Source organism: Pseudomonas sp. WS 5051 (assembly GCF_012985715.1).
GTDB lineage: Bacteria > Pseudomonadota > Gammaproteobacteria > Pseudomonadales > Pseudomonadaceae > Aquipseudomonas > Aquipseudomonas bubulae.
In genome coordinates this window covers 69,026-87,619 of the sequence record NZ_JAAQWV010000010.1, presented here as the reverse complement: position 1 = coordinate 87,619, position 18,594 = coordinate 69,026, and the positions used below count along the sequence as shown (strand labels likewise).

General features: G+C 57.5%; 17 protein-coding genes. 12 read left to right on the top strand and 5 right to left on the bottom strand.

The annotated features are described in order from the left end of the window. Positions 1 to 89: 89 nt before the first annotated feature. The 6 genes from HBN79_RS16850 to HBN79_RS16825 all read left to right on the top strand — a co-directional run bounded on the left by HBN79_RS16850 (position 90) and on the right by HBN79_RS16825 (position 6,771). Positions 90 to 1,379 carry an ABC transporter substrate-binding protein gene (locus tag HBN79_RS16850; protein WP_095019694.1) on the top strand — a complete coding sequence of 430 codons (1,290 nt, stop codon included), beginning with the start codon at positions 90 to 92 and terminating at the stop codon, positions 1,377 to 1,379. A 107-nt stretch (positions 1,380 to 1,486) separates the two neighbouring features. Next, positions 1,487 to 2,395, top strand: coding sequence for a sugar ABC transporter permease (locus tag HBN79_RS16845; RefSeq protein WP_095003275.1), 909 nt, complete (start codon positions 1,487 to 1,489; stop codon positions 2,393 to 2,395). Further along, positions 2,388 to 3,224 carry a carbohydrate ABC transporter permease gene (locus tag HBN79_RS16840; protein ID WP_095003274.1) on the top strand — a complete coding sequence of 279 codons (837 nt, stop codon included), beginning with the start codon at positions 2,388 to 2,390 and terminating at the stop codon, positions 3,222 to 3,224. The genes HBN79_RS16845 and HBN79_RS16840 overlap by 8 nt, the downstream gene beginning before the upstream one ends. Before the next feature lie 3 nt (positions 3,225 to 3,227). Then, complete coding sequence (locus HBN79_RS16835; protein WP_095003273.1) at positions 3,228 to 4,388, top strand: ABC transporter ATP-binding protein; 1,161 nt, start codon at positions 3,228 to 3,230, stop codon at positions 4,386 to 4,388. Between the two features lie 84 nt (positions 4,389 to 4,472). Next, positions 4,473 to 5,810, top strand: a complete 1,338-nt coding sequence (locus HBN79_RS16830) for a carbohydrate porin (protein ID WP_095003272.1) — start codon at positions 4,473 to 4,475, stop codon at positions 5,808 to 5,810. A 97-nt stretch (positions 5,811 to 5,907) separates the two neighbouring features. Continuing rightward, on the top strand, positions 5,908 to 6,771 hold the full coding sequence (locus HBN79_RS16825; RefSeq protein ID WP_095003271.1) for a D-hexose-6-phosphate mutarotase: 864 nt from the start codon (positions 5,908 to 5,910) through the stop codon (positions 6,769 to 6,771). A gap of 22 nt (positions 6,772 to 6,793) precedes the next feature. Here the strand turns inward: HBN79_RS16825 and HBN79_RS16820 are convergent, their stop codons facing one another. Continuing rightward, positions 6,794 to 7,654 carry a MurR/RpiR family transcriptional regulator gene (locus HBN79_RS16820; protein ID WP_169845242.1) on the bottom strand — a complete coding sequence of 287 codons (861 nt, stop codon included), beginning with the start codon at positions 7,652 to 7,654 and terminating at the stop codon, positions 6,794 to 6,796. Positions 7,655 to 7,859: 205 nt separating this feature from the next. On the opposite strand from HBN79_RS16820, the gene zwf reads away from it, so the two are divergent. The 3 genes from zwf to HBN79_RS16805 are packed head-to-tail and all read left to right on the top strand — an operon-like array spanning position 7,860 to position 10,712. After that, positions 7,860 to 9,329, top strand: a complete 1,470-nt coding sequence (gene zwf, locus HBN79_RS16815) for a glucose-6-phosphate dehydrogenase (RefSeq protein WP_095003270.1) — start codon at positions 7,860 to 7,862, stop codon at positions 9,327 to 9,329. Beyond that, a complete protein-coding gene (gene pgl / locus HBN79_RS16810) occupies positions 9,316 to 10,029 on the top strand; it encodes a 6-phosphogluconolactonase (RefSeq protein ID WP_095019695.1) in 714 nt (237 codons plus the stop codon). Before zwf ends, pgl begins: the two co-directional genes overlap by 14 nt. Then, a complete protein-coding gene (locus HBN79_RS16805; RefSeq protein WP_169916916.1) occupies positions 10,026 to 10,712 on the top strand; it encodes a bifunctional 4-hydroxy-2-oxoglutarate aldolase/2-dehydro-3-deoxy-phosphogluconate aldolase in 687 nt (228 codons plus the stop codon). The genes pgl and HBN79_RS16805 overlap by 4 nt, the downstream gene beginning before the upstream one ends. 95 nt (positions 10,713 to 10,807) lie before the next feature. Here the strand turns inward: HBN79_RS16805 and HBN79_RS16800 are convergent, their stop codons facing one another. Next, positions 10,808 to 12,001 carry an aminotransferase class V-fold PLP-dependent enzyme gene (locus tag HBN79_RS16800; protein WP_095019696.1) on the bottom strand — a complete coding sequence of 398 codons (1,194 nt, stop codon included), beginning with the start codon at positions 11,999 to 12,001 and terminating at the stop codon, positions 10,808 to 10,810. 12 nt (positions 12,002 to 12,013) lie between these two features. After that, positions 12,014 to 12,250, bottom strand: coding sequence for a DUF3820 family protein (locus HBN79_RS16795; RefSeq protein ID WP_019693207.1), 237 nt, complete (start codon positions 12,248 to 12,250; stop codon positions 12,014 to 12,016). Positions 12,251 to 12,458: 208 nt separating this feature from the next. Between HBN79_RS16795 and HBN79_RS16790 the strand changes: the two genes are divergently transcribed. Beyond that, positions 12,459 to 12,926: a PA2169 family four-helix-bundle protein gene (locus tag HBN79_RS16790; protein ID WP_095003266.1), complete on the top strand. Its 468-nt coding sequence runs from the start codon at positions 12,459 to 12,461 to the stop codon at positions 12,924 to 12,926. 118 nt (positions 12,927 to 13,044) lie between these two features. Here the strand turns inward: HBN79_RS16790 and HBN79_RS16785 are convergent, their stop codons facing one another. Together HBN79_RS16785 and HBN79_RS16780 are read right to left on the bottom strand one after the other, a co-directional pair. Beyond that, entirely contained in the window at positions 13,045 to 13,515 is a 471-nt protein-coding gene (locus HBN79_RS16785) for a MaoC family dehydratase (RefSeq protein WP_019829146.1), read from the bottom strand. Between the two features lie 79 nt (positions 13,516 to 13,594). Beyond that, entirely contained in the window at positions 13,595 to 14,539 is a 945-nt protein-coding gene (locus tag HBN79_RS16780) for an alpha/beta hydrolase (protein WP_095025547.1), read from the bottom strand. A 209-nt stretch (positions 14,540 to 14,748) separates the two neighbouring features. Between HBN79_RS16780 and fadD2 the strand changes: the two genes are divergently transcribed. Together fadD2 and fadD1 are read left to right on the top strand one after the other, a co-directional pair. Next, entirely contained in the window at positions 14,749 to 16,437 is a 1,689-nt protein-coding gene (gene fadD2, locus HBN79_RS16775; protein WP_095032563.1) for a long-chain-fatty-acid--CoA ligase FadD2, read from the top strand. Positions 16,438 to 16,766: 329 nt separating this feature from the next. Next, positions 16,767 to 18,458: a long-chain-fatty-acid--CoA ligase FadD1 gene (gene fadD1 / locus HBN79_RS16770; protein ID WP_095003263.1), complete on the top strand. Its 1,692-nt coding sequence runs from the start codon at positions 16,767 to 16,769 to the stop codon at positions 18,456 to 18,458. Positions 18,459 to 18,594: the final 136 nt, after the last annotated feature.

The window sequence follows — 18,594 nt, the reverse complement described above, 5'->3', positions numbered from 1 at the left end:
CGTTACGTGCAGGCAGTTTGCGATGGATACACTCTCTAGCAGCGCAAGCAAAAGACTTGCACAGCTATAACAACAAGAAAGGTCTCGACATGAATTCATTCAATCGCCTCGCCGTTGTCATTTCGCTTGCAACACTGTTCCCCCTGGGTGCTTATGCTGCCGCCCCTGCCGATTCCAAAGGCACGGTTGAAGTGGTGCATTGGTGGACCTCCGGCGGTGAAGCCAAAGCGGTTGATGTGCTGAAAAAACTGATCGAAAAAGACGGTTATACCTGGCAGGACAGCGCTGTAGCAGGCGGTGGCGGTGCTGCGGCCATGACCGTGCTGAAAACCCGCGCCGTCTCCGGCAACCCACCATCAGCGGCGCAGATCAAGGGCCCGGACTTGCAGGAGTGGGGCGCACTGGGTTTGTTGACCAACCTCGATGAGGTGTCCAAGGCCAACAACTGGGATGGCATGCTGTCCAAGACTGTATCCGACACCATGAAGTACGACGGCCATTACGTGGCGGTACCGGTGAATATTCACCGGGTGAACTGGTTGTGGATCAACCCTGAAGTCTTCAAAAAGGCCGGTATCGACAAGGCGCCCACTACCCTTGACGAACTCTTTGCTGCGGGCGACAAGCTCAAGGCAGCGGGCTTTATTCCCCTGGCCCACGGCGGCCAGCCGTGGCAGGACAGCACGGTCTTTGAAGACCTGGTGCTGAGCGTCATGGGCCCGCAAGGCTATAAAAAAGCGTTCGTCGATCTTGATGAGAAAACCCTCACCGGCCCGCAGATGGCTGAAGTGTTCAGCAAACTGAAAAAACTCCAGGGCTATATGGACCCTGATGGCACCGGCCAGGACTGGAACCTGGAAGCGGCCAAGGTGATCAACGGCAAGGCCGGCATGCAGATCATGGGTGACTGGGCGAAAAGCGAATGGGCTGCTGCGGGCAAAAAGGCCGGTACTGATTTCGAATGCGTGCCGTTTCCGGGCACCCAGGGCAGCTTTACCTACAACATCGACTCACTGGCAATGTTCAAGCTCTCGGCGAAAAACAACACGCCGGGCAATATCGCCGCGCAAAACGACGTGGCCAAAGTCGCCCTTGAACCCGAATTCCAGTACGTGTTCAACCAGAACAAAGGCTCGATCCCGGTACGCAGTGACCTGGACATGAGCAAGTTCGACAGCTGTGCCCAGGCCTCGGCCAAGGATTTTGCCGAAGCGGGCAAAACCCACGGTCAGTTGCCGAGCATGGCGCATAACATGGCCACCTCGCTGGCGGTACAGGGCGCTATTTTCGACACGGTAAGCAACTTTATGAGCGACAAGAGTGCTGATCCGGCCACTGCCGGGAAAAAGCTCTATTCGGCCATCAAGTCGGCACAGTAATTCGTTGAGCTGACCCGCCACGCCTTGTGCGTGGCTCCCCCCCCTTGTCCCTGGTTGTGCGGCATCTGCATTGGCGGATGCCGGCATACCCTGCCGGGAGTATTTCGATGAGTTCCGTGGCTGTGTTCAGCAAGGCCTCGCCCTTTGATGCGCTGCAGCGCTGGTTGCCCAAGCTGGTTTTGGCGCCGAGCATGCTGATCGTATTGGTGGGCTTTTATGGCTACATTTTTTGGACGTTCCTGCTGTCGTTCACCAACTCCAGTTTTATGCCCAGCTACCAGTGGGTCGGCCTGCAGCAATATGCGCGCTTGATGGCCAATGACCGCTGGTGGGTTGCGAGCAAGAACCTGGCGGTGTTTGGTGGCATGTTTATCGTCATCAGCCTGGTGATTGGCGTGTTCCTGGCGATTCTGCTCGACCAGCGGATTCGCAAGGAAGGTTTTATCCGCACCATCTACCTGTACCCGATGGCGCTCTCCATGATCGTCACCGGTACGGCCTGGAAATGGCTGCTCAACCCGGGCCTGGGGCTGGATAAAATGCTTCGTGACTGGGGCTGGGAAGGCTTTCGCTTTGACTGGCTGCTGGATCAGGACCGGGTGGTGTACTGCCTGGTGATCGCGGCGGTATGGCAGGCCTCCGGATTTGTCATGGCGATGTTTCTGGCCGGGTTGCGCGGGGTTGATCAGTCGATCATTCGTGCCGCTCAGGTCGACGGCGCAAACTTGCCGACCATCTACTTGCGCATTGTCCTGCCGAGCCTGCGACCGGTGTTTTTCAGCGCCTTCATGATCCTGGCGCACATTGCCATCAAGAGCTTCGACCTGGTGTCAGCGATGACTGCCGGTGGCCCTGGCTACTCCTCGGATCTGCCTGCGATGTTCATGTACTCCTTTACTTTCAGCCGTGGGCAAATGGGCATCGGTTCTGCCAGCGCGATCATGATGCTGGGCGCGATTCTGGCCATTCTCGTGCCGTATCTGTATTCCGAGCTGAGGAACAAACGCCATGATTAATGCTCAGCGTTTTACCTTCAGCCGTGTGGCGATCTACGCCACCCTGATCCTTGCGGCGGCGGTGTATCTGGTGCCGCTGGTGGTGATGCTGCTTACCAGTTTCAAAACCCCGGAAGACATCCGCACCGGCAACCTGCTGAGCTGGCCGCAAGTGATCGACGGTATCGGCTGGATCAAGGCCTGGGACACGGTGGGCGGGTATTTCTGGAACTCGGTGAAAATCACCGTGCCAGCGGTCCTGATTTCGACCTTTATCGGCGCCATGAACGGTTATGTCTTGTCGATGTGGCGTTTTCGCGGTTCGCAGCTGTTTTTCGGCCTGCTGTTGTTTGGCTGCTTCCTGCCGTTTCAGACGGTGTTGCTGCCGGCCTCGTTCACCATCGGCAAACTGGGGCTGGCCAACACCACCACCGGCCTGGTGCTGGTTCATGTGGTCTACGGTCTGGCCTTTACCACGCTGTTTTTCCGCAACTACTACGTGAGTATCCCGGATGCGCTGGTCAAGGCTGCGCGTCTGGACGGTGCGGGCTTTTTCACTATTTTCGGGCGCATCCTGCTGCCGATGTCGGTGCCCATCGTCATGGTCTGCCTGATCTGGCAGTTCACTCAAATCTGGAACGACTTTCTGTTTGGTGTGGTGTTTGCCAGTGGCGATGCGCAGCCGATTACGGTGGCGCTCAACAACCTGGTCAATACCAGCACCGGCGCCAAGGAATACAACGTGGACATGGCTGCGGCCATGATCGCGGGGCTGCCGACGCTGCTGGTCTACATCTTTGCGGGCAAGTATTTTCTGCGCGGGCTGACGTCCGGCGCGGTCAAGGGGTAAGGCATGGCGACTCTAGAATTACGCAACGTAAATAAATCCTACGGCAAGGGTTTGCCCGACACGCTGAAAAACATCGAGCTGAAAATCGATGACGGCGAGTTCCTGATTCTGGTGGGCCCTTCGGGCTGCGGCAAATCAACCCTGATGAACTGCATCGCCGGTCTTGAGAGCATCAGTGGCGGGGCGATTCTGGTGGACGATGCCGATATCAGCGGCATGAGCCCCAAGGACCGTGACATCGCCATGGTGTTTCAGTCCTACGCGCTGTACCCGACCATGAATGTCCGCGACAACATTGCCTTCGGCCTGAAGATCCGCAAGATGAGTGCGGCAGCCATTGACGAAGAAGTGGCGCGGGTGTCCAAACTGCTGCAGATCGAGCACCTGCTGACGCGCAAGCCCGGCCAGCTGTCCGGTGGCCAGCAGCAGCGCGTGGCCATGGGCCGGGCGCTGGCGCGGCGGCCGAAGATCTACCTGTTCGACGAGCCGCTGTCCAACCTCGATGCCAAGCTGCGGGTCGAGATGCGCACCGAAATGAAGCTGATGCACCAGCGCCTGAAAACCACCACCGTCTACGTTACCCACGACCAGATCGAAGCCATGACCCTGGGCGACAAAGTGGCGGTGATGAAAGACGGCATCATTCAGCAGTTCGGTACGCCGAAACAGATCTACAACGACCCGGCCAACCTGTTTGTCGCCAGTTTTATTGGCTCGCCACCGATGAACTTTATCCCCCTGCGTTTGCAGCGTCGCGACGGGCGCTTGCTGGCCTTGCTCGACAGCGGCCAGGCGCGTTGCGAGCTGCCGCTGGGCATGCAGGACGCCGGGCTGGAAGACCGCGATGTGATCGTGGGCATCCGCGCCGAGCAAATTGTGCTGGCGCCAGCCGAACCCAATGGCCTGCCGGTTATTCGCGCCGAGGTGCAGGTTGTCGAACCCACCGGCCCCGATACCCTGGTTTTTGTCAGCCTCAACGGCATCAAAGTGTGCTGCCGCATGGCTCCGGATGATGCCCCTGCGGTCGGTCAGAGCCTCAATTTGCAGTTCGATCCTGCCAAAGTGCTACTGTTTGATGCGAATACGGGGGAGCGTCTGGGGGCGATGAGTTCGCCTCAGGCTCAAGGCCGGGCTGATAACGTGGCGCAATTCAAGGGTCGTTAAGTCAACAGGGAGCCTGTTACCGGGCCTCCTTGCAGTTGTGCCGCGTTAAACAAAGCCAATAAGAAGACAACGAGGATTAAAGGGATGACTAACAGAATGACCCGCACCCGTCTGGCCTGCCAGCTATCGGCAATTGTCGCGCTAGGTCTGGGTGCAAGCAGTGTCTACGCCGACGAAGCCTTCAGTGCCGATTCGAAATGGATGACGGGCGACTGGGGCGGCGAGCGCACCAGACTGATCGAGCAGGGTATCGACATCAAGGCCGATTATGTCGGTGAAGTGGGCGCCAACCTGCACGGTGGCTACAACGACGACAAGACCGCACGCTACAGCGACCAGTTTGGTCTGGGTGTGGCGCTGGACCTGCAAAAGCTGTGGGGCTGGGACAACACCCAGGCGAAGATCCAGCTGACCAACCGTAATGGTCAGAATATCTCCAATGACCGTGTCGGTGATCCGCGTGCAGGGACCTTGAGTTCCTCCCAGGAAGTCTATGGCCGTGGCCATATGGTGCGTCTGACCCAATTGTGGATCCAGCACCAGTTCCTCGATGGCAAGCTGGACGTCAAGGCCGGTTATTTCGGTGAAGGCGAGGACTTCAACACCTTCCCGTGCGAATTCCAGAACCTGGCGTTCTGTGGCTCGCAGGTGGGTAACTGGGCCACCAACCTCTGGTACAACTGGCCGGTCAGCCAGGCGGCGCTGCGCGTGAAGTACAACATCACGCCTGAGTTGTACGCGCAAATCGGTGCGTACAACCAGAACCCGTCGCAACTGGAGCACGGCAACGGCTTCAAGCTCAGCGGCAGCGGTACCAAGGGCACTGTGTTGCCGGTTGAGTTGGTGTGGTCGCCCAAGGTCAACGACCTGCCGGGCGAATACCGTGTGGGTTACTACAAGAGCACGGCGCCTGCCGATGACGTGAAGGTCAATATCACCAATGATGGTCAGGACTATCGCGTACGTGACAGCAAACACGGCTACTGGTTTGTCGTGCAGCAGCAGCTCACTAGCCACAACGGTGACGCTTCGCGCGGCCTGCATATCGCGGCCAACGCCACTTTCCATGACAAGCAGACCAACATCGTCGACAACTATCAGTCGCTGATGTTTGTGTACAAAGGGCCGTTCGATGCCCGGCCCAAGGATGACATCGGCATTGGCGCCGCCCGTATTCATGTCAACGATGACGTGAAGAAAAGCGCCGAGCTGATCAATGCGTCCATCGGTGCCACCGACTACAGCGACCCCTTGTACACGCCGCTGCGCAATACCGAGTACAACTACGAACTCAACTACGGCTTCCACGTGACCAACTGGCTGACGGTGCGTCCAAACCTGCAGTACATCACTCACCCGGGTGGTGTGGACCAGGTAGACAACGCATTGGTGGCCGGACTGAAAATTCAGTCGACGTTCTAAATGCGCTAAGCTCCTTGTTTTTCCAGCGGATAGCCTTGGCTATCCGCTTTTTTTCGGGGCTGCACCCCCCGGCGCATGATTTTCAGGACTGCGGCACATGCATGAGCATCCGCTTCACCGTTTTTTCAAATCCAGACGCGAGCAGCCGGTTTTCCAGTGGGAGCGCTTTCAGCAGCGCGACGTACTGGTGATCGATCATCCGCATTGCCAGGCGGTGTTCAGCCGTCAGGGCGCGCAGTTGCTGCACTTCCAGCCGACCGGGCAAAAACCCTGGCTGTGGTGCGCTGCCAAGTGGCCGCAAGTGGGTGCGATACGTGGTGGGGTACCGATCTTCTGGCCCTGGTATGGCCGTCACCCCAGTGAAAACGCCTGGCCATCCCATGGCTGGGCGCGGCTGATCGACTGGAAGCTGCTCGACAGCAGCAGCGACGAAGAAGGGGTGACCTTGCACTGGCGCTTGCAGCTGTGCGATTGGCAGGTGGATTTGCATGCGCGATTGGGCGAAGAAATGGAGCTGCGCCTGAGCACCGAACATCAGGACGACGAGCCTTGCCAGGTGAGCCAGGCGTTGCGCGCTTACTGGCGAATTGGTGATGTTGCTGAGGTAGCGCTGTCCGGTCTGGACGGAGCGCACGGCTACGACCAGTTGAACCGTGAGGTATGCCAGCAGAAAGGCGAGTTACGGGTGGGAGGTGGTTGTCAGCGGGTGTTCCAGCATGACGGCGAAATGCAGCTCAATGACCATGCCTGGCAACGGGCTTTGAGCATCGACACGGGTGATCAGGGCAGCACGGTGGTCTGGCATCCCGGCAAGCGGCCGTTGCTGGGGGTGAGCTGGAACGAAGTGATGGGCTTTGTGTGTGTGGAGTCCACGAGTGGCGGTACCCATAACCAGGCCCTTGCCCCGGGCGAGCAGGCTCATTTGAGCTTGCAGGCGAGGGCGGGGCTTTGCAGCGTCTGATGGGGCATTACCAAGCGCTTGCCTAGTTGAACTCATCGCCCACCGGATAGCGGCTGGCGTTGAGGCTTTCCTTGATTTTGCGCAGGTGTGGCTGGAAGTCCACGCCGCGGCGCAGGGTCATGCCGGTTGCCAGTACATCCAGTACGGTCAGCTGGATGATGCGCGAGGTCATCGGCATATAGATGTCGGTGTCTTCGGGCAGCGGGATGTTCAGGCTCAGGGTGCTGGCCTTGGCCAGTGGCGAGTTTTCCGCAGTTAGCCCCAGTACCGAGGCACCGTTGGCGCGCGCAATGCGAGCCACTTCCACCAGTTCACGGGTGCGACCGGTGTAGGAAATAATCACGAACAATTCACCCGTGTGCGCCACCGAGGCGATCATGCGCTGCATCAGCACGTCGGCGTGGGCGGTGACGGCCAGGTTGAAGCGGAAGAACTTGTGTTGCGCATCCAGTGCCACCGGTGCAGAAGCGCCCAAGCCAAAAAAGTGGATCTGCCGGGCCTGGATCAGCAAGTCGACGGCGCGGCTGATAAGGTTGGGGTCCAGTGCCTGGCAGGCACTGTCCAGCGAGGCGATGGCGCTGCCGAAGATTTTTTGTGTATACGCGGCCGGATTATCGTCTGCCTCTACCGCGCGGCTCACGTAAGCTGCGCCGCTGGCCAGGCTTTGTGCCAGTTGCAGCTTTAACTCGGGGTAGCCGCTGACACCAAATGAACGGCAGAAACGGTTAACCGTGGGTTCGCTGACAGAAGCTGCCTGCGCCAGGGCGGCGATGCTGAATCGGGTCGCCTGCTGCGGGTTCTGCAAAATGATTTCGGCCACTTTGCGCTCGGCCTTGTTCAGGTCTTCGAGGCGGCCCTTGATCTGTTCGAGTAAATTTCGCACGCGGTCCATTTATGGTCCTTGGGTCAGCGATGCAAGAACCGGACTAAAGCGGTTCTGGAAGGTGGCCTATCCTACTGGTGGCCTGTGACGACCACTAGCAGGAATCTGTATTTTGAGAAAATGTTGTGTTTATTACTACATTTTTCCTTGAGTGATACCTTGAAAAAAGGTATTTGTAGCTTAACTTGATAAAAGAACAAACATCATGCCTTCGATTACGGTTGAACCGTGCACCTTTGCCTTGTTCGGCGCCCTTGGCGATCTGGCCCTGCGCAAGCTGTTTCCTGCCTTGTACCAACTGGATCGTGCCGGTCTGCTGCATGCCGACACACGCATTCTCGCGCTGGCCCGAGAGCCGGGCGAGGCTTCCACGCACCTGGCGCATATCGACAGCCAGTTGCGCCAGTATCTGGGCGAGAAGGAAATCGAAGTCGAAGCATTGAACCGCTTCCTGGCTCGCTTGAGCTACCTGCATGTGGATTTTTTCAAGACTGAAGATTACCTGGCGCTGGCTGAAATGGCCGGCACAGAGCAGCGCCTGATCGCTTACTTCGCCACTCCGGCGGCTGTGTACGGTGCCATTTGCGAGAACCTGTCCGCGGTCGGCCTGGCTGAAAACACCCGTGTGGTGCTGGAAAAGCCCATCGGTTCGGATCTTGAGTCTTCGCGCAAGGTCAACGATTCCGTGGCGCAGTTCTTCCCCGAGAACCGCACTTACCGCATCGACCACTACCTGGGCAAAGAGACCGTACAAAACCTGATTGCGCTGCGTTTTGCCAACAGCCTGTTCGAGACCCAATGGAACCAGCGCTACATCTCCCACGTTGAAATCACCGTGGCCGAGAAAGTCGGCATCGAGGGCCGCTGGGGCTATTTCGACAAGGCTGGCCAACTGCGCGACATGATCCAGAACCACCTGCTGCAGTTGCTGTGCCTGATTGCCATGGACCCGCCTGCGGACCTGTCGGCCGACAGCATTCGCGACGAAAAGGTCAAAGTGCTCAAGGCCCTGGCCCCGATCAGCGCCGAAGGCCTGACCACCCAGGTGGTACGCGGCCAGTACATTGCCGGTTACAGCGAAGGTCAGTCGGTGCCGGGTTATCTGGAGGAAGAAAACTCCAACACCCAGAGTGACACCGAGACCTTTGTGGCACTGCGCGCCGATATTCGTAACTGGCGTTGGGCAGGGGTGCCGTTCTACCTGCGCACCGGCAAGCGCATGCCACAAAAGCTCTCGCAAATCGTTATCCACTTCAAGGAGCCGTCGCACTACATCTTTGCTCCCGAGCAGCGCCTGCAAATCGGCAACAAGCTGATTATTCGCCTGCAACCGGACGAAGGTATTTCCTTGCGGGTAATGACCAAGGACCAGGGCCTGGATAAAGGCATGCAACTGCGCAGCGGCCCGTTGCAATTGAATTTTTCTGACACTTATCGCAGCACACGGATTCCGGATGCTTACGAGCGCCTGTTGCTCGAAGTCATGCGCGGCAACCAGAACCTGTTTGTACGCAAAGATGAAATTGAAGCGGCATGGAAATGGTGCGACCAGTTGATCGCCGGCTGGAAAAAGTCCGGTGATGCGCCCAAGCCTTACGCGGCGGGGTCCTGGGGGCCGATGAGTTCCATTGCACTGATTACGCGGGACGGGAGGTCTTGGTATGGCGATATCTGATTTGAAACTGCCTGAAGGTGTGAGCTCGCACACCTTCAAGAACCCGGCGTTGTTGGCCGAAGGGCTGGCAACAAAAGTTGCCGGGCAATTGAACCAGGCTATCGCCGAGCAGGGCGTTGCCACTCTGGTGGTGTCCGGCGGCCGCAGCCCGGTGGCGTTTTTCCAAAGCTTGATCAAGCAGCCGGTCGATTGGTCGAAAGTGGTTGTCAGCCTGGCGGATGAACGCTGGGTGCCGGTCGAGCATGCCGACAGCAACGCGGGCCTGCTTAAAAAGCATCTGCTCCAAGGCCCGGCGGCCAAAGCCCGTTTTGTCGGCTTGTATAACGCTGCAGCCACGGTAGAAAAGGCTGCGCTGGAGGCCGATCAGGGGCTGGCCGAGTTGCCGCCGATCGATGTGCTGATCCTGGGTATGGGCGATGACGGGCATACCGCGTCGCTGTTCCCCAATAGCCCGAATCTGAGTGAAGCCCTGCAACTGGACAACCCGCGTCGTTGCTGGGCGATGCTGGCGCCAACGGTGCCGCACCAGCGTCTGAGCATGAGTCGCAGCCTGTTGGCGAGCGCGAAGCACAAGGTGCTGTCGATCCAGGGCCAGTCCAAATTGAACACCCTCAACGAAGCGCTGGGGGGCACAGATGTTGCCGCCTTGCCGATTCGTGCCTTCCTGCAACCTACGTTAGAGATTTACTGGTGCCCATGAGCCAAGGATCAGCTGCCATGACAACAACAATTGCGAACGTATCGATGGCGGATAAAGTCGCCCTGATCGACAGCCTGTGTGAGCGAGCACGAATTCTGCCGGTGATTACCATTGCCCGCGAACAAGACATCCTGCCTTTGGCGGATGCGCTGGCGGCCGGTGGTCTGACGGCGCTGGAAGTGACCCTGCGTTCGGCGTTCGGCCTCAAGGCCATTCGTATCCTGCGTGACCAGCGCCCTGAGCTGGTGACAGGTGCGGGTACCGTACTGGATCGCCATATGCTGGCGGCGGCGGAAGACGCCGGTTCGCAATTTATTGTTACGCCGGGCATTACCCGTGACTTGCTCGAGGCCAGTGTTGCCAGCGACATTCCGCTGCTGCCGGGCATCAGCAATGCTTCCGGGATCATGGAAGGCTATGGCTTGGGTTACCGCCGTTTCAAACTGTTCCCTGCAGAAGTCAGCGGCGGTGTAGCGGCGATCAAGGCCCTGGGCGGTCCTTTTGGCGAAGTGAAATTCTGCCCGACCGGCGGTGTTGGTCCGGCCAATATCCGCAACTACATGGCCTTGAAAAACGTGATGTGCGTGGGCGGTAGCTGGATGCTGGACAGCGAATGGATCAAGAACGGCGACTGGGCCCGAATCCAGGAATGCACCGCTGAGGCGCTTGCCCTGCTGGATTGATGTTTTAGTTACGAATGTGTTGTGTGTTCTACGGTTTTTGGTGCGCTTGGTCGGCGCACCTTTTTTTTGCCTGAAAAATACCCGCTCCCACAAGGTTATGTGTGAGCTTGCGAAAGCTCGCGCAGCGCCCGCACCAGTTGGTTGATGTCATCCAGCGTGGTGGCAAAGCCCACTGTTACCCGGATACAACTGCCACACGCCGAACCGTTGCGGGCTACGGTGAACAGGTTGTAGTCCTTGAGCAGGCGATCAACCATCGGTTGTTGATCCTGCACATGGGTAAAGCGCAGCGAAGTGATTGCGCAATACAAGCGCGGATCATCGTTGACCAGCACTTCAATGCCCTCGATCTTGCGCGCCTCGCTGACCCACAGGTTGCGCAGGTAGTTGAGTCGGGCACCCTTGCCTCGGGCGTCACCCATCTCATGGTGTTCCTGCAGCACCTTGGTCAGGGTTAGCCAGGCGGGGATGTTGACCGTGCCATAAACGGCGCGGTTGCGCACATCCGGCTCGGGGTAGCGCTCATTGCCCATATCGGGGTCAATGTCGCCCAGGCGCTGGGGATCGATATACATCAGGCCCAGGGTCAGCGGCGCGCCAATCCATTTATGCAGGTTGAATCCGGCAAAGGCCACACCCAGTGCCGGCAGGTCCAGTTCGATCTGCCCCAGGGCATGGGCACCGTCCAGAATCACGTCAACCCCATGCTCTTTTGCCGCCGCAACAATGGCCTCCACGGGCATGACCAGGCCAGTGCGATGGGTAACGTGAGTGAGCGCCATCAGCTTGATCCGCGGGTTACGTTCAAATGCCTGGCGATAGCTGGCCACCAGGCTTTCAAACGTGGCTGGGTGCGTGTGGGAGATTTCGATAATTTCCAGGCCGCGTTGGCGTGCCACTCCACGCATGGCGTATTCGACGCTGTGGTATTCCAGGTCGCTGATCAGCAATTGATCGCCCGTTTGCAGGCCATTGTAGTTGCGGATCAATGATTGCAGGCCGTCAGACGCGCAAAAGGTCAGCGCCAGGCCGGCAGGGGCTACACCAAGCAACCCCGCCAGCGAGTCGCGAATTTCCAGGCCCTGAGTGGTATCGAAGTGCTGGCGCACAGGCACCGAGTTGTTGCGGTTAATAAAGTCGATATTACGCTGGTAGTCCTGTGCCACGTCGCGGGTCATACGCCCGAAGTAGCCGTTCTCCAGATTGATCGGGCCGGGCGCAAGGTCGTAGCGCTCGGCAATTGCTTGCCAGAAGTGTTCGTCGCGGGCGTTATCTTCAATCCTTGGCATGGGGCAGCTCTATCAATGGCGGGGTTTGGGTTTTCCGTGTTTGGCGCGTAACGGGTCGAGCAGGTCCGACAGGCCGTTATGATCAATCTCTTGCATCAGGGCCAGCAAGCCGCCCAGTTCTCCGTGGGGGAAACCTTCACGGGCGAACCAGTTGAGGTACTGGCCGGGCAGGTCGGCGATGATTCGGCCCTTGTATTTGCCGAAGGGCATTTCACGAGTGACCAGCAGTTCGAGTTTTTCGGGGTTCATGCAGCGGCCCTTAGATGGGTAAAGCTGTGGAAATCAAAATACAGGCAATTTGCATGAAGGCCAATTGACAGATCATGCATATAAACCGGATACAGATTTTTTGATATTTATTAACTCATTGATATTTAAGGATTTTATTTAATTATAAAACTGGCACGAGCCCTGCAACCTCTATTGCACGATCCTCAACCTTGTAAGGAATTGAACAATGACTGACCTTAATAAAGAAGCCATTAGCATCCTGAACGATCTGATCGAAACCAGCAAAGACGGCCAGGAAGGGTTTAAAAGCTGTGCCGAAGATATCAAGCACCCGGAGCTAAAGGCTCTGTTTGCCAAGCGTTCAGCCGATTGCGCTGCCGCAGCTGCCGAACTTCAGGCTCAAGTTCGAGCCCTGGGTGGTGACCCGGAAACCAGCACCAGCGTGGCCGGTGACTTGCATCGCCGTTGGGTGGATGTGAAGTCCGTGTTTACCGGCAAAGACGAAGAAGCGGTGCTCAACGAAGCCGAGCGCGGCGAAGACCATGCGCTGAAGGCTTATAAAGAAGCGCTGGAAAAAATCAGCAAGCACAACTTGGTCGGCATTCGTGATCTGGTAGAGCGTCAGTACCACGGCGTGCAACGCAACCACGATCAGGTCAAGGCGCTGCGCAATCAGGCCCGTGCCCGTGCATGATTAGCTTGAGGCTGTAGTTCCAAAAATGTGGGAGCGGGCTTGCTCGCGATGCAAAAACTCGATTGATCAGAATGATCGAGTTTTTGCATCGCGAGCGAGCCCGCTCCCACATTGCGTTTTAGCCAATGCTGATCGCAGGCAGTACCGGCAGGGTCACGGTTTGTTGCTTGCGTGGCGCAATGATTTCGGCCTCGCCATCAACAACGATTTCATCGCGCTGGTTGAACACGCGAGTAGCAATACGCACGCGGAACTTGGGCAGTTTTTCCAGGATTTCCAGGCGCACGGTGAGGGTGTCACCGATTTTCACCGGTTTCTGAAAGCTCATTTGCTGGCCGACATAGATGGTGCCCGGGCCAGGCAGCTCGCAGGCTACGGCAGCACTTATCAGCGCACCACTGAACATGCCATGGGCAATACGCTCCTTGAACATGGTGGCGGCGGCGAACTCGGGGTCGAGGTGCACCGGATTGTGGTCGCCGGACATGGCCGCAAAAAGCTGAATGTCACGCTCTCCGACGGTTTTGCTGTAGCTGGCTGTCTGGCCGACTTCGAGGGCTTCGTACGGGGTGTTGGTAACCTGAGTCATCTAGCGCATGTCCTGTGACGAGTGTTTGGTTTTAAAGCTATGATTTTAAAAGCTTTTTAGGTGTAAATCTGTTTTTCGCTCATTCGCTTCGCGACGGGCGGGAGTGGCTCAATGCCTGATTTAGCCACTTAATTACATCAGCCATGACTTCATCGCGGTTGGTTTCGTTGAAGAGTTCATGCCGCGCTTGCGGATACAGATTCAGTTGCAACTGACGATTGCCGGCATTTCGCAATGCCCTGGCCAGATCAGTGAGACGCTTGCCTTCACTCACCGGATCACATTCGCCGCCGATTATCAGCAGCGGCAGGCCCGGATCGATCTGAGCGAGATTGGACGCTTTGCTGATTTGCTGCAACCCGCCGAGCAGGTCGATCCACAGTTGGTTGGTGCACCGAAAGCCGCACAGGGGGTCGCTGGCGTAGGCATCGACCTGGGCCGGATCGCGGCTGAGCCAGTCATACGGCGTGCGATTGGGTTTGAAGGCCTTGTTGAACGAGCCGAACGACAACCATTCGATCAGCGCACTGCGGCCCTTGGCTCCCTGGCGCCAACGCTCTAATCGGGCGATCAGGCTGGCTGCACGATAGAGCGCCACCGGCTGGAAATTCGAAGCACTCAGAATCACCCCTTGCAGGCTGGCACTGTGATGCATCACATACGCCTGCGCGATATAGCTGCCCATGCTGTGCCCGAGCAAAAAAACCGGTATGCCAGGGTGGGCCTGGCCGATATGCCGGCTCAGGCTGGCCACGTCGCTGACCACCGCGCACCAGCCATCATTGTCGGCAAAATAGCCCAGGGTGCCGCGCTCGGCTGTTTTACCGTGACCGCGCTGATCATGGGCATACAGGGCAAAGCCGGCAGCACACAGGGCCTGGCCCAGGTGCGTATAACGGCCACTGTGTTCAGCCATGCCATGAGCCAGCAGGACAACAGCCCTGGGTGTACTGTCCGGCAGCCACTGGTTAACGAAAAGACCGCTGCGGTCATTCGCTTCCAGCCAGAAAGTCTCAGGGGTCATGGCATTTCCTTTAATTATTGTCGTACCAGTGTATAGCGCATTTGCAAGGGGGCCAGTTAACGGGCGTTTACCCGGCAATAAGATTCAAGATGTAAATGGCGAAGATCGCTGTATTTGCCTACAACTTTATAACTGTTAACGTCCGCAAGCTCCGCTTTTCATTCGACACGAGACGCGGCCAGGCACACTCAGGTACGAGGATAAAAACAATGCAACCTGATTTCTGGAATGACAAACGTCCCGCCGGTGTACCGCTGGATATCGACATGACGGCTTTTAAATCGGTTGTTGACGTGTTTGAGCGCTCCTGCAAAAAGTTTGCGGATCGCCCGGCCTTCAGCAATCTGGGAGTGACCATCACCTATGCCGAGCTTGAGCGCCACAGTGCCGCGTTTGCCGGTTATCTGCAGGAGTACACCGATCTCAAGCCGGGCGACCGTATTGCCGTACAAATGCCCAACACCCTGCAATATCCGATTGCCGTGTTCGGAGCCATGCGTGCAGGCCTGATTGTGGTCAATACCAACCCGCTCTACACCTCGCGCGAGATGCGCCATCAGTTCAAGAGCGCCGGGATTCGGGCGCTGGTGTACCTGAACATGTTCGGCAAGCGGGTACAGGAAGTGCTGCAAGACACCGAAATCGACTACCTGATCGAAGCCAGAATGGGCGACATGATGCCGGCCGCCAAAGGCTGGATCACCAACCTGGTGGTCGACAAGGTGAAAAAACTGGTGCCTGCCTATCAGTTGCCCCAGGCCATTTCCTTCAAGAGCGTCTTGCGCCGGGGCGCGGGGCAGGTGATCCGCCCGCTGACGGTAACGCTGGATGATATCGCCGTCCTGCAGTACACCGGCGGCACCACCGGCCTGCCCAAGGGTGCGATGCTCACCCATGGCAATCTGGTCGCCAATATGCAGCAGTTGCGCGCCTGCCTGTCCCAGCATGGCGCCGACGGCCAGCCGATGCTCAAGGACGGCCGCGAGATCATGATCGGCCCGCTGCCGCTGTACCATATCTATGCATTCACGGCCAATTGCATGGGCATGATGGTCACCGGCAACCATAACGTGCTGATCACCAACCCGCGTGACATCAAGGGTTTTATCAAGGAACTGAAAAACTGGAAGTTCACCTGCTTCCTGGGGCTCAACACCTTGTTTGTTGCACTGATGGACCACCCGGATTTCAAGGACGTGGATTTTTCCAGGCTCAAAATTACCAACTCGGGCGGTACTGCGCTGGTCAAGGCGACGGCTGAACGCTGGGAGAAACTCACCGGGTGCCGCATCGTCGAAGGTTACGGCCTGACGGAAACCTCGCCGGTGGCCAGCGCCAACCCCTGCGGCCAGCTGGCACGGCTGGGCACGGTGGGCATGCCGGTGCCGGGCACCGCCATGAAGGTGATCAGCGATGAGGGGGTTGATCTGGGGCTGGGTGAGCGCGGCGAGTTATGCGTCAAAGGCCCGCAAGTGATGAAGGGCTACTGGCAAAACCCCGAGGCCACGGCCGAAGTACTGGATGCCGAGGGCTGGTTCAAGACCGGTGATATTGCCGTGATTGATCCGGACGGTTTTGTCCGCATCGTCGATCGCAAGAAAGACCTGATTATTGTCTCCGGCTTTAATGTGTACCCCAACGAAATCGAGGACATCGTGATGGCGCATCCCAAAGTTGCCAATTGCGCGGTTATCGGCGTCCCCGACGAGCGCACGGGGGAGGCGGTTAAACTGTTTGTGGTGCCGCGCGCAGGCGGGGTGACGGTTGAGGAACTCACGGCTTACTGCAAGGACAATTTCACCGGTTACAAGGTGCCCAAGCAAATCGTGTTGCGTGATGCCTTGCCCATGACGCCGGTTGGAAAAATCCTGCGTCGTGAGTTACGGGATACCGCCTGATTCGTTCACTGTGGCGACAGACGCTCGCTGGCCGAAAGGCCGCGAGCGTTTTTTTATGTCTAGGATAAGGGGTTGTAATGCTTGAGATAGAGGGCTTACTTAGTTAATAGAGTGTTTGCACTAATGATGACTTTGGATTGTCCTACAGTCAGGTTGGTTACTCTAAACCCGGTTTTTGGCTCTAGGCGGCCTTTGGCAAAGCTGCTACTCTCGGCGCGCTTTGTGACTTCAGGGTAAGTGAAAGTCAGAGCTGTCCATTATAAAAATCAAACAAATAAGAACCGCACCCGATGCGGTGAAGAATTCGCGACGCTGAGGAGTGGGCTTCCATGATTGAAGGCTTTTGGAAGGATAAGTACCCAGCTGGGATTGCTGCTGAAATCAATCCAGATGAATATCCAAATATTCAGACGGTACTGCGGGAATCTTGCCAGCGTTTCGCCGATAAACCGGCGTTCAGTAACCTCGGCAAAACCATTACCTACGGTGAGCTCTATGAGCAGTCGGGCGCTTTTGCAGCCTGGTTGCAGCAGCACACCGACTTGCAGCCGGGCGATCGCATCGCCGTGCAGCTGCCCAACCTGTTGCAATACCCGATTGCTGTGTTCGGAGCCATCCGCGCCGGTTTGATTGTGGTCAACACCAACCCGCTGTACACCGCGCGGGAAATGGAACACCAGTTCAAGGATTCCGGTGCCAAGGCACTGGTGTGCCTGGCGAACATGGCGCATCTGGCTGAAAAAGTCGTGCCCCAGACGTCGGTCAAGTATGTGATCGTCACCGAAGTGGCTGACATGCTGTCGCCTTTCAAGCGGGTGCTGATCAATAGCGTCATCAAGTACGTGAAAAAGATGGTCCCTGCTTATCATTTGCCACAGGCCGTCAAGTTCAACGACGTGCTGAGCAAAGGCCAGGGCCAGCCGGTCAAGGAAGCCAGCCCGGTGAGCAGTGATGTTGCCGTGCTGCAATACACGGGCGGCACTACCGGTGTGGCCAAGGGCGCGATGCTGACCCATCGCAACCTGATCGCCAACATGTTGCAGTGCAAGGCATTGATGGCCTCCAACCTCGATGAAGGTTGTGAAATCCTGATTACGCCTTTGCCGCTGTATCACATCTACGCCTTTACCTTTCACTGCATGGCGATGATGCTACTGGGCAATCACAACGTATTGATCAGTAACCCCCGTGATTTACCGGCGATGGTCAAAGAGCTGTCCAAGTGGAAATTCACCGGTTTTGTCGGCCTCAATACCCTGTTTGTGGCGCTGTGCAACAGCGAGGCGTTCCGCAAGCTGGATTTCTCGGCCCTCAAAGTGACGCTCTCGGGTGGCATGGCCTTGCAACTGTCGGTGGCCGAGCGCTGGAAGACCGTGACCGGTTGCCCGATCTGCGAAGGTTATGGCATGACCGAGACCAGTCCGGTAGCCACGGTCAACCCGGCCCAGAGCATTCAGATCGGTACCATTGGCATTCCGGTGCCTTCGACCCTGTGCAAAGTGATTAACGATGCCGGCGAAGAGCTGCCGCTGGGTGAAGTCGGCGAGCTGTGCATCAAGGGCCCGCAGGTCATGAAAGGCTACTGGGAGCGTCCTGACGCCACCGCCGAGATCATGGACAGCGAAGGCTGGTTGAAATCCGGTGATATCGCAGTGATTCAGCCTGATGGCTACATGCGTATCGTTGATCGCAAAAAAGACATGATTCTGGTGTCGGGCTTCAATGTTTACCCCAACGAGCTGGAAGACGTGATGGCCTCCTTGCCGGGCGTATTGCAGTGTGCGGCAATCGGTATTCCGGACGAGAAGACCGGTGAGCTGATCAAGGTGTTTATCGTGGTCAAGCCGGGTATGACGCTGACCAAGGAACAGGTCATGACGCATATGCGTGCCAACCTGACGGCTTACAAGGCGCCCAAGTTCGTCGAGTTCCGCGACAGCTTGCCGACCACCAACGTGGGCAAGATCCTGCGTCGTGAGTTGCGAGACGAAGAACTGAAAAAGCTGGGCCTCAAGAAGTAACAGGCCTGGATACGAAAAATCCCCGCAATGCGGGGATTTTTCGTTTTGATACGGTGAAGGTCTGTTGTAGCAGCTGCCGAAGGAACACTGCAACTGTGGGAGCGAGCCTGCTCGCGAAGGTCGTTCGCGAGCAGGC

Bases quoted from the DNA above. Each gene is read 5' to 3' on its own strand.
- HBN79_RS16850 (WP_095019694.1), top strand. From the start codon at position 90: ATGAATTCATTCAATCGCCTCGCCGTTGTCATTTCGCTTGCAACACTG.
- HBN79_RS16845 (WP_095003275.1), top strand. From the start codon at position 1,487: ATGAGTTCCGTGGCTGTGTTCAGCAAGGCCTCGCCCTTTGATGCGCTG.
- HBN79_RS16840 (WP_095003274.1), top strand. From the start codon at position 2,388: ATGATTAATGCTCAGCGTTTTACCTTCAGCCGTGTGGCGATCTACGCC.
- HBN79_RS16835 (WP_095003273.1), top strand. From the start codon at position 3,228: ATGGCGACTCTAGAATTACGCAACGTAAATAAATCCTACGGCAAGGGT.
- HBN79_RS16830 (WP_095003272.1), top strand. From the start codon at position 4,473: ATGACTAACAGAATGACCCGCACCCGTCTGGCCTGCCAGCTATCGGCA.
- HBN79_RS16825 (WP_095003271.1), top strand. From the start codon at position 5,908: ATGCATGAGCATCCGCTTCACCGTTTTTTCAAATCCAGACGCGAGCAG.
- zwf (WP_095003270.1), top strand. From the start codon at position 7,860: ATGCCTTCGATTACGGTTGAACCGTGCACCTTTGCCTTGTTCGGCGCC.
- pgl (WP_095019695.1), top strand. From the start codon at position 9,316: ATGGCGATATCTGATTTGAAACTGCCTGAAGGTGTGAGCTCGCACACC.
- HBN79_RS16805 (WP_169916916.1), top strand. From the start codon at position 10,026: ATGAGCCAAGGATCAGCTGCCATGACAACAACAATTGCGAACGTATCG.
- HBN79_RS16800 (WP_095019696.1), bottom strand. From the start codon at position 12,001: ATGCCAAGGATTGAAGATAACGCCCGCGACGAACACTTCTGGCAAGCA.
- HBN79_RS16795 (WP_019693207.1), bottom strand. From the start codon at position 12,250: ATGAACCCCGAAAAACTCGAACTGCTGGTCACTCGTGAAATGCCCTTC.
- HBN79_RS16790 (WP_095003266.1), top strand. From the start codon at position 12,459: ATGACTGACCTTAATAAAGAAGCCATTAGCATCCTGAACGATCTGATC.
- HBN79_RS16785 (WP_019829146.1), bottom strand. From the start codon at position 13,515: ATGACTCAGGTTACCAACACCCCGTACGAAGCCCTCGAAGTCGGCCAG.
- HBN79_RS16780 (WP_095025547.1), bottom strand. From the start codon at position 14,539: ATGACCCCTGAGACTTTCTGGCTGGAAGCGAATGACCGCAGCGGTCTT.
- fadD2 (WP_095032563.1), top strand. From the start codon at position 14,749: ATGCAACCTGATTTCTGGAATGACAAACGTCCCGCCGGTGTACCGCTG.
- fadD1 (WP_095003263.1), top strand. From the start codon at position 16,767: ATGATTGAAGGCTTTTGGAAGGATAAGTACCCAGCTGGGATTGCTGCT.